This is a genomic window from Kitasatospora sp. NPDC023120, from assembly GCF_055560835.1.
Genome location: NZ_JBVHHY010000035.1, coordinates 55,163 through 64,957 on the forward strand (window position 1 = coordinate 55,163; position 9,795 = coordinate 64,957).

7 protein-coding genes, 1 rRNA gene and 1 pseudogene are annotated in these 9,795 nt (G+C 70.9%); all 9 read right to left on the reverse strand.

Annotated elements, in window-relative coordinates; genetic code table 11:
* Positions 1–46: 46 nt before the first annotated feature.
* Entirely contained in the window at positions 47–823 is a 777-nt protein-coding gene (pstB, locus tag ACZ3TI_RS35625; protein ID WP_465733761.1) for a phosphate ABC transporter ATP-binding protein PstB, read from the reverse strand.
* Between the two features lie 38 nt (positions 824–861).
* Entirely contained in the window at positions 862–1,929 is a 1,068-nt protein-coding gene (gene pstA, locus ACZ3TI_RS35630) for a phosphate ABC transporter permease PstA (RefSeq protein ID WP_465733763.1), read from the reverse strand.
* Positions 1,926–2,903: a phosphate ABC transporter permease subunit PstC gene (gene pstC / locus ACZ3TI_RS35635; RefSeq protein ID WP_465733765.1), complete on the reverse strand. Its 978-nt coding sequence runs from the start codon at positions 2,901–2,903 to the stop codon at positions 1,926–1,928. Before pstC ends, pstA begins: the two co-directional genes overlap by 4 nt.
* Positions 2,904–3,052: 149 nt before the next feature.
* Positions 3,053–4,186, reverse strand: coding sequence for a phosphate ABC transporter substrate-binding protein PstS (pstS, locus tag ACZ3TI_RS35640; RefSeq protein WP_465733767.1), 1,134 nt, complete (start codon positions 4,184–4,186; stop codon positions 3,053–3,055).
* Positions 4,187–4,430: 244 nt separating this feature from the next.
* Positions 4,431–4,898 carry an NUDIX hydrolase gene (locus tag ACZ3TI_RS35645; protein ID WP_465733769.1) on the reverse strand — a complete coding sequence of 156 codons (468 nt, stop codon included), beginning with the start codon at positions 4,896–4,898 and terminating at the stop codon, positions 4,431–4,433.
* Positions 4,899–4,941: 43 nt separating this feature from the next.
* On the reverse strand, positions 4,942–6,027 hold the full coding sequence (locus ACZ3TI_RS35650) for a CHAD domain-containing protein (protein WP_465733771.1): 1,086 nt from the start codon (positions 6,025–6,027) through the stop codon (positions 4,942–4,944).
* A 115-nt stretch (positions 6,028–6,142) separates the two neighbouring features.
* Positions 6,143–8,212 (reverse strand): annotated as a pseudogene (locus ACZ3TI_RS35655) (RNA degradosome polyphosphate kinase); the annotation flags it as partial.
* A 472-nt stretch (positions 8,213–8,684) separates the two neighbouring features.
* Positions 8,685–9,647, reverse strand: a complete 963-nt coding sequence (gene mshD, locus ACZ3TI_RS35660; protein WP_465733773.1) for a mycothiol synthase — start codon at positions 9,645–9,647, stop codon at positions 8,685–8,687.
* Between the two features lie 72 nt (positions 9,648–9,719).
* Positions 9,720–9,795 (reverse strand): 5S ribosomal RNA (rrf, locus tag ACZ3TI_RS35665); the annotation flags it as partial.

Genomic DNA, 9,795 nt, shown 5'->3' on the forward strand with positions numbered 1-9,795 from the left:
GCTCGCCGGCGTGCTCGCCGCGGCGCCGCTGGTGACGGGGTCCGGTCTAGCCGAAGCGGCCGGAGATGTAGTCCTCGGTCGCCTGGACCGACGGGTTGGAGAAGATCCGCTGGGTGTCGTCCAGCTCGATCAGCTTGCCCGGCTGGCCGACGCCGGCCAGGTTGAAGAAGGCGGTGCGGTCGCTGACGCGGGCCGCCTGCTGCATGTTGTGGGTCACGATGACGATGGTGAACTGCGACTTCAGCTCGCCGATCAGGTCCTCGATGGCGAGGGTGGAGATCGGGTCGAGCGCGGAGCAGGGCTCGTCCATCAGCAGGACCTGCGGCTCGACCGCGATGGCGCGGGCGATGCACAGGCGCTGCTGCTGGCCGCCGGAGAGGCCGGCACCGGGCTTGTTCAGCCGGGTGTGGACCTCCTTCCAGAGGTTGGCGCCCTTCAGCGAACGCTCCACCACCTCGTCCAGGACGGACTTCTTCTTCACGCCCGCGAGCCGGAGGCCGGCGACCACGTTGTCGTAGATCGACATGGTCGGGAACGGGTTCGGGCGCTGGAACACCATGCCGACCGCACGGCGCACGGCGACCGGGTCGACGTTGGAGGCGTACAGGTTCTCGTCGTCCAGGAGGACCTTGCCCTCGACCCGGGCGCCGGGGATCACCTCGTGCATCCGGTTCAGGGTCCGCAGGAAGGTCGACTTGCCGCAGCCGGAGGGGCCGATGAAGGCCGTCACCGAGCGGGGCTCGATGCTCATCGAGATGTCCTCGATGGCCTTGGTGGTGCCGTAGTAGGCCGACAGTCCGCTGACGTCGATGCGCTTGGCCATGATCGTTGCTTCTCTCGTCTGTCTCGTACGTCGGTCGGTCAGTGGCCGCCCTTGGGCGAGCGCCAGCGGGCGATGCCCCGCGCGATGAGGTTGAGCCCCATCACGAAGGCGATCAGCACCAGCGCCGCACCCCAGGCACGGGCGTAGCCGTAGTCGTTGTTGACCACCGAGTACTGCTGCCAGATGTACATCGGCAGGGACTGCTGCGGTCCGTCGAACGGGTTGTTGTTGATGTAGTCGGCGCCGAACACCAGCATCATCACCGGGGCGGTCTCGCCCGTGATGCGGGCGACCGCGAGCATCACGCCGGTGGCGATGCCGCCGATCGCGGTGGGGAGGACGATCCGCAGGATGGTCTTCCACTTCGGCACGCCGAGCGCGTACGAGGCCTCGCGCAGCTCGTTCGGGACGAGCTTGAGCATCTCCTCGGTGGACCGGACCACGACCGGCATCATCAGGATCGCCAGCGCGAGGCTGCCCGAGAAGCCGGAGTAGCTGAAGCCCAGCGCGAGGTTCCAGACCGACAGGATGAACAGACCGGCGACGATCGACGGGATGCCCGTCATGACGTCGACGAAGAAGGTGACCGCCTTGGCGAGCCCGCCGCGGCCGTACTCGACCAGGTAGACGGCGGTCAGCAGACCGATCGGGGCGGCGATCGCGGTGGCCAGGGCGACCTGCTCCAGGGTGCCGATCAGCGCGTGGTAGATGCCGCCGCCCGGTCCGGACTGGAGCACGCCCTTCATCGAGTGGCTGAGGAAGTTCGCGTTGACGACCTCGATGCCCTGCTGGACGGTGTAGACCGTCAGGGCGACGAGCGGGACGACGGCCAGGATGAAGGCGACCCAGACCAGCGAGGTGGCGAAGCGGTCCTTGGCCTGCCGACGGCCCTCGACCCGGGCCGAGAGGACGTAGCTGATCAGGAGGAACAGCGCGGCGGAGATCAGGCCCCACTGCAGGTGGCTGGCCAGGCCGGCGGCGGCGCCGATCCCGCAGCCGAGGCCGATCGAGCCCGCCGCGACCGCGACCGGGGCCCACTTGGGCAGCCGGTTGGCGGTCAGCGGGCGGCCGACGGGCCGGGTGTCGTCGACGATGGCGGTGGTCATGCGTTGGCCCCCGAGTACTCCTTGCGGCGGGCGATGATCAGTCGCGCGGCACCGTTCACCAGCAGGGTGATGACGAACAGGACGAGGCCGGAGGCCATCAGCGCGTTGCGCCCGTTCTCGCCGGCCTCGGCGAACTTCAGCGCGATGTTCTGCGCGAAGGTGCCACCGCCCGCGTCGAGGATGTGCAGCGACAGGACGTTGCTGGAGGAGAGCACCACCGCGACCGCGATGGTCTCGCCGAGCGCCCGGCCGAGGCCGAGCATCGAGGCCGAGATGATGCCGGGGCGCCCGAACGGCAGCACCGCGGTGCGGATCATCTCCCAGCGGGTCGCGCCGAGCGCGAGCGCCGCCTCCTCGTGCATGCGCGGCACCTGGCGGAACACCTCGCGGGAGACCGCGGTGATGATCGGCAGGACCATGATCGCCAGCAGGATGCCGACGGTGAACAGGTTGCGCGGCGTGCCGGTCTTGGTCTGGTCGAAGATGTACGTCCAGCCCAGGTACTCGTTGAGCCAGCTGGTCAGGCCGTCCATGTGCGGGACCAGGAAGAGCGCGCCCCACAGGCCGTAGACGATGCTGGGGACGGCGGCGAGCAGGTCGACCAGGTACGCGAAGGGCTGGGCGATCCTGCGCGGCGCGTAGTGCGAGATGAACAGCGCGATCCCGATGGCCACCGGCACGGCGATCAGCATCGCGATGACGGCGCTCACGATGGTGCCGAAGGCCAGGACGGCGATGCCGAAGACCGGCTTCGGGGCGTCCGGCGCCCACTCGAAGGAGGTCAGGAAGTTGCCCTCGTTCTTGCTGAGGGCCAGGCCCGAGCGCCAGGTCAGGAAGCCGGCGATGGCGGCCATGATGACCAGCAGCAGGATGCCCGAACCCCGGGCGAGGTTCATGAAGATCTTGTCGCCGACCCGGCTGTCCCGCGGTCGGCGGTCCCTGCCTCGCGGGGCGGCAGGGGAGGATGAAGTCATTGGTCTACTCCGGTCTGGTGGCGCCGCCCCGGAAGGGGGACGGCACCATGGCGGCGGTGCCCCGGACGTGGTGCTGGTCGTGGTGCGTTCCGGTGGGACGGCCCCGGCCCCCCTCGCTCACGGGGCCGTCCCACCGGTGGTCTGTCGGGTCAGGCCAGGGTCGGGATGACGGCGTTGACCTTGTCGGTCAGCTCCTTCGGCAGCGGGACGTAGCCCTTCTCGCCGGCCGCCTTCTGGCCCGCCTCGCTGGCGGTGTAGGTCAGGAAGGACTTCAGGGTCTCGAGGGTCTCGGCCTTGTTGCCCTTGTCGCAGACGATCTCGTAGGTGACCAGGACCAGCGGGTAGGCGCCCTCGTCCTTGGTCGCGTAGTCGAGCTTCAGCGCCAGGTCGCTGCCGGTGCCGGCGATCTTCGCCTTGGCGAAGGTGGTGGCGGCGTTGGCGGCGGTGGCCTCGACCGGCTTGGAGGCGCCGGTGTTGATGGCGGCGCTCTTCAGGCTGTTGGTCTGGGCGTAGGCCAGCTCGACGTAGCTGATCGAGTTCTTGACCTGCTTCACCTGGGCCGCGACACCGGCGCTGCCGGCGGCGGACTGGCCGCCCTTGGCCGCCCAGGTCTTGCTGGCCGGGTAGGTCCAGGCGCCGTTGCCGGCGGCGGCGAGGTACTTGGTCAGGTTGTCGGTGGTACCGGAGTCGTCCGAACGGTGGAAGGACTGGATGTCCGCGTCCGGCAGCTTGGCGCCCGGGTTCAGGGCGGCGATCGCCGGGTCGTTCCACTTGGTGATCTGCGAGTCGAAGATCTTGGCGGCGGTCGGGGCGTCCAGGACCAGGTTGTCGACACCGTCGACGTTGTAGACCAGCGAGATCAGACCGCCGGCCATCGGCAGGTCGATGCCCTGGCCGCCGGTGCAGACCGCCTTGGAGGCGTCGACCTCGGCCGGCTTCAGGGCCGAGTCGGAACCGGCGAACTGGACCTTGCCCTGGGTGAACTGCTGGATGCCCGCACCCGAGCCCACGCCCTGGTAGTTGATGGTGGTGCCCGAGCAGGCGGCGCTGAAGTTGGTCTTCCACACGTCGATCGCCGTGCCCTGGGCGGTCGAACCGGCAGCGATCAGCGAACCGGGCTTGCCACAGTTGATCGCCGCACCCGCCGAGGCGGAGCCGCTGGAGCCGCCGGACGCGGTCGAGTTGTTGTTGTCCGAGCCGCAGGCCGCGAGCGACAGCGAGCTGACGAGCGCCATGGCACCGATAGCGAGGGCCTTGGAGCGGCCGTTCCGCTGGAGCTTCACTGGGTGTCCCTTTCTGTGGCATTGCCCGGTGCGCGGGCCGTACGCGGACGGCGGAGCACTGGGTTTTGCTGTGGTCCGGGGCCCGTTCGGCCCTCCGGTGGTCCCGAAGTTAGGCCGGTGAAGTGACACGACAGCCGGTCGCAAGTGAACGGGGAGTGAACCTCGAAAGGATGACAGGAAACTACGTCAGGTAGTAACGGTTGCGTCACGGCAAGGGCGCGGGTAGATCACTTCCACGGTTCCTTCACTGGCGGCCCGCCGGGGTCCGAACCGGCTTCGCCCCCAGGATCGCCAGCAGCGCGTCGATCAGCAACCGGTCGTGGTCGTGGCTGAGCCGGGCCCGGGCCTTCCCGGCCGGCAGCCACTCCAGGCGGTCCACCTCGCGGTTGGGCCGGAAGGCGCCGGCCGACGGCACCGCGGCCCAGTACCGGACCTCCTTCGGACGGCCCTGCACCTGGTAGTGCTGGGCGGGCAGCTCCGGCCCGAGCAGGCAGCGGAACCCGGTCTCCTCCCACACCTCGCGCAGCGCCGCCTCGACCACGCCCTCACCGGGGTCGAGCTTGCCCTTCGGCAGGCTCCAGTCGTCGTACTTGGGCCGGTGGATCACCGCGATCCGCGGCCGCCCCAGCCGCCCGCTCTTCTTCGGCCGGCCCGGCAGCCACAGCACCGCGCCGGCCGCGAGGATCACCGGGCCGCGCCCCGCCCCGGTCACGCTCCGTGCCGCCGGCCGCCCCGGAACCGGGCGCCCGCCCAACTCAGACCGTCCCCGGTACGGCGGAGTGGACCCAGCCGTCGGCCGGGAAGTCCGGCCAGCCGTCCGGGCCGAACGACAGGTCGGGCCAGCGGTTGCCGAAGGCGTACCGGGCCGACTCCACCTCCAGCCGCTGGTCGGCGTGCACCACGCCCAGCACGTACGCGGTCGCGGGGGTGATCCGCGGGGTGCGCGCCGCGGTGGCGGCGGTGACCGCCGCGTCCGCCGCCTCCTGCTGTCGGTCCAGCACCGCGTCCAGCTCGTCCAGCTCGGAGGACCGGCCGCCGCACACCTCCAGCGCGTACCGGGCGCGCTTCCCCAGGATCCGCAGCCGCGACCAGGGCGCGTCGTCTGCCGCCAGCGCCGCGTCCGCGTCCACCGCGCCCCGGGCCGCCGGGACGGCGCCCAGCCGACGCATCCCGTCCCCGCCGTACGGCCTCGCGGCCCGCTGCAGCGGCAGCTGCTGGGCGGTCGCGGACAGCGCGGCGAACGCGGCGGCCGCCTGCGGCAGCAGCACCGCCGGCGCCCGGCCGCCCGCCGACTCCAGCAGCGGCGCCTCGCCGACCAGCAGCGTCATCCGGTCCGCCAACGCGTGCAGCCGGGCCGAGCGGAGCTCCTGCAGCACCGTGGAGTGCGCCCTGGTCCTGGCCAGGGTCAGCTGCCGGTCCAGCAGCGCCCGCGCCTTGGGGGCACCCGCGTGGCCCGCCAGCATGCCCGTCCCGTCCGGGTCGCTGCCGCTCAGCGAGTCCAGCGCGCCCAGCAGCCGGGCCGAACGGCGGACGTACCCAGGCTCCAGCGCCAGCAGGTTGAGCAGCCAGCGCAGCTCGGTGCGCGACTCCTGCGCCCAGGTCTGCTCGAAGACCGAGCCGAAGGTGTGCAGCAGCCCGCCGACCCGCCGGACGGCCCGCAGCAGGTCCGCGGTGCCCGCCGCCGGGACGAGCGAGGGCGTCCCGGGTCTCGCGCCGACCTCGCCCACCGCCAGCGGCAGGGCGCGCAGGAAGGCGCCGGCCTGAACGGTGAGGTGGTGGGAAAGGATGTCCCCGGCGGTCGCGGTGGAAGCCGCCCGGGCCGTCATCGGCGCATCGGTCATGGCGTGGAAGATCCCCGTTCCCCCGGGGTCCTTCCCCGGAGCTGGTGGCCGACCGCCGGGCCGGCTGCCCTTCTGGAGGGCCGTCCATGGCGGCGGCTTCGCATCAGTGGACGCGTCAGCGCGAGGCGGCGGCCCGACGGCGCTGGCGAGAATCGATCAGGAGGTCCTGGACGTGCCGCAGCTGCCGGCCTTCGGTGTCCTGCGAGCGGCGGGTCCAGGCACCGTCCGGCCCCAGGTGCCAGGACTGGGTCTCGTCCGACACCCCGAGGTCGATCAGCCCGGACAGCTCGGCGCGGTGCGCCGGATCGGTGATCCGCAGCAGCGCCTCGATCCGGCGGTCCAGGTTGCGGTGCATCATGTCGGCGCTGCCGATCCAGACCTCCGGATCGCCGTTGTTGCCGAACACGAAGATCCGGGAGTGCTCCAGGAAGCGGCCCAGGATGCTGCGGACCCGGATGTTCTCGCTCAGCCCCGGCACGCCCGGGCGGATCGCGCAGATCCCGCGCACCCAGACGTCCACCGGCACCCCGGCCTGCGAGGCCCGGTACAGCGCGTCGATCAGGGCCTCGTCGACGATCGAGTTGACCTTGAGCTTCACGTACGCCGGGCGGCCCGCCCGGTGGTGGGCGATCTCGTTGTGGATCCGCGAGACCAGCCCGTCGCGCAGGCCGCGCGGGGCGGTCAACAGGCGGCGGTAGGACTCGCGGCGCGAGTAGCCGGAGAGCCGGTTGAAGAGGTCCGACAGGTCGGCGCCGACCTGCGGATCCGAGGTGAGCAGGCCGAGGTCCTCGTACAGCCGGGCCGTCTTCGGGTGGTAGTTGCCGGTCCCCACGTGCGAGTAGCGGCGCAGGGTGTCGCCCTCCTGGCGGACCACCAGCGACAGCTTGCAGTGCGTCTTCAGCCCGACCAGGCCGTAGACCACGTGGCAGCCGGCTTCCTCGAGCTTGCGGGCCCACTTGATGTTGGCCTGCTCGTCGAAGCGTGCCTTGATCTCGACCAGGACCAGCACCTGCTTGCCGGACTCCGCCGCGTCGATCAGCGCGTCCACGATCGGCGAGTCGCCGGAGGTCCGGTACAGGGTCTGCTTGATCGCCAGGACGTCCGGGTCGGCGGCGGCCTGCTCCAGGAAGGCCTGCACCGAGGTGGAGAAGCTGTCGTACGGGTGGTGCAGCAGGACGTCGCGCTCCCGCATCGCGGCGAAGATGTCCGGCTGGGAGGCCGACTCGACGTCGGTCAGCCCACGGGCCGTGCCCGCCACGAACTTCGGGTACTTGAGCTCCGGGCGGTCCAGCTCGGCGATCCCGAACAGCCCGGTCAGGTCCAGCGGCCCGGGCAGCGGGAAGACCTCCGCCTCGGTGATGTTCAGCTCCCGCACCAGCAGGTCCAGGATGTAGGGGTCTATCGACTCCTCGACCTCCAGCCGGACCGGCGGGCCGAAGCGCCGCCGCATGAGCTCCTTCTCCAGGGCCTTGAGGATGTTCTCGGTGTCGTCCTCCTCCACCTCCAGGTCCTCGTTGCGGGTGACGCGGAAGGCGTGGTGGGCCAGCACCTCCATCCCCGGGAAGAGCTCCTCGAGGTGTGCGCCCATCACGTCCTCCAGCGGGACGTACCGCTGGGGCGAGGCCTCCAGGAAGCGGGCCAGCGACTGCGGCACCTTCACCCGGGCGAAGTGCTTGTGTCCGGAGACCGGGTTGCGCACCACGACGGCCAGGTTGAGCGAGAGTCCCGAGATGTACGGGAAGGGGTGCGCCGGGTCGACGGCCAGCGGGGTCAGGACGGGGAAGATCTTCTGCCGGAACAGCGTGTGCAGCCGGGCCTGCTCCTTCTCGGCCAGCTCCGGCCAGCGGACCACCTCGATGCCCTCGGTGGCGAGGTCCGGCAGCACCTCCTGCTGGAAGGCCGCGGCGTGCCGGGCCATGAGCTCGCGCGAGCGGGTCCAGATCAGGTCCAGTACCTCGCGCGGCTGGAGGCCGGACGCGCTGCGCTGGGCGACACCGGTGGCGATCCGGCGCTTGAGGCCGGCCACCCGGACCATGAAGAACTCGTCCAGGTTGCTGGCGAAGATCGCCAGGAACTTGGCCCGCTCCAACAGCGGTATTCCCGGATCCTCGGCGAGTTCCAGGACACGCTCGTTGAACGCGAGCCAGCTGCGCTCGCGGTCCAGGAAGCGGCCCTGCGGCAGCGCTTCGTACTCCTGCTCGTCCGTGGCCGGCAGCTCCGGCGGGACGCCCAGCGCACTCGACATCCGGGCCGTCGGCGACAGCGGGGCAGAGACGGGGCGGGGGATGCTCATGGGCTCCAGCTCCTCCAGCAGCAGGACGGCGTCCGGACGCCAATGGCTCTGCGGGCCGTCGTCCTCGCCCCGGAGCGAATCCGGAAGCTGCGCCCATCCACCGGGCGCGGTCCGTACAGGACCGGCCGGTGCGTGGCGGTCGACTCTGCACGAGCGAGACACTACGGACTTCATCCTGTGATCTTCGCGGCAGCAATTGAATCCACGGTAAACACCGCATGGCCAGGAGGAAAGCTGAGTCGGTCGGGGCAAGGGCCGTTGCCGTTCCGGTCCTCACCCGCGACCGCTCCCGCCCGGCTCGCCGCCTCGGGGGAGACGGCTGGACCCACCCTCCCGGAAGAGGCTGGGCCGTAGGAGGAGAGGGTCAGAGCGACCGGTTCTCCTGGTAGTGGGCTCGGTACATCAGGTCCACCTCGTGAATGGCGAATCCCAGTCGTTCATATACCCGCACGGCGGCGGGATTGTCGGCGTCGACGTAGAGGAGGACGGTTTCCAGGCCGCGCTCACCCGGACCGGAGCCGGTCAGATGGCGCAGGCCCGCCGCGGTCAGCGCGCGACCGAGCCCGCTGCCCTGCTCCGCCGGGTCCACCCCGACGACGTACACCTCGCCGAGCTCCGGCTCGGAGGCGGTCGCCGCGTGCACCTTGGTCCAGTGGAAGCCGACCACCTTGCCCTCGCGGGTGGCGAGGAAGAAGCCGGCCGGATCGAACCAGGGCTCGGCGATCCGCTCGGCCAGGTCCTGCTCCGTCCAGGAGCCCTGCTCCGGGTGGTGGGCGAAGGCCAGGGCGTTCAGCCGGAGCCACTCGGCGTCGTCCTCCCCCGGGCGGAAGGTGCGGAGCTCGATGCCCTCGGGGACGGCCACCTCCTCGGTCTGCCGACCGGTGCGGCGCATCTGCCGCAGCTCACGGACCAGCTCGGCGCCGTAGGAGTCGGCCAGGTGCCGGGCCGCCGGGTGTCCGCCGTGCACCCAGAAGTCCACCGCGTCGTGCCCCGCCCGGTGAGCCTGCGCCAGTACGGCGTCCACCAGCGGACGGGCCAGGCCGCGGCCGCGGGCGGTCGGATCGACCACCAGCTCGGCGGCGGGGTCGGCGGTCGGGCTCTCGGGGACCTCGAGCTGACCGTAACCGAGAACGGCGTCGCCTTCGCTCTCGATGAGGTGGGTGATGCCCGGCCGGGGCGTCTCCGCGTTCCGCAGCCGGAGCCGGCCCTGCTCGGACACGGCGGCCCGACCGTCCACCGCCTGGGCCTCGGCCAGAACGCGCAGAGCACCGTCGCGCTGCTCAGGCGGGAGCACGTTGTTCGCAATGACCGCTGTCTGATCGTCCATGCCCTGACGATACGTCACCGGAAATGCGAAAAACCCCTGATCCGAGTGGATCAGGGGTTCTTCTGAAGAATTGTTCGGCGGCGTCCTACTCTCCCACAGGGTCCCCCCTGCAGTACCATCGGCGCTGTGAGGCTTAGCTTCCGGGTTC

What these genes read in the sequence shown, in the direction of transcription:
- pstB (WP_465733761.1), bottom strand. Translation starts at nt 823, where the DNA reads ATGGCCAAGCGCATCGACGTCAGCGGACTGTCGGCCTACTACGGCACC.
- ACZ3TI_RS35650 (WP_465733771.1), bottom strand. Translation starts at nt 6,027, where the DNA reads ATGACCGATGCGCCGATGACGGCCCGGGCGGCTTCCACCGCGACCGCC.
- pstC (WP_465733765.1), bottom strand. Translation starts at nt 2,903, where the DNA reads ATGACTTCATCCTCCCCTGCCGCCCCGCGAGGCAGGGACCGCCGACCG.
- mshD (WP_465733773.1), bottom strand. Translation starts at nt 9,647, where the DNA reads ATGGACGATCAGACAGCGGTCATTGCGAACAACGTGCTCCCGCCTGAG.
- pstA (WP_465733763.1), bottom strand. Translation starts at nt 1,929, where the DNA reads ATGACCACCGCCATCGTCGACGACACCCGGCCCGTCGGCCGCCCGCTG.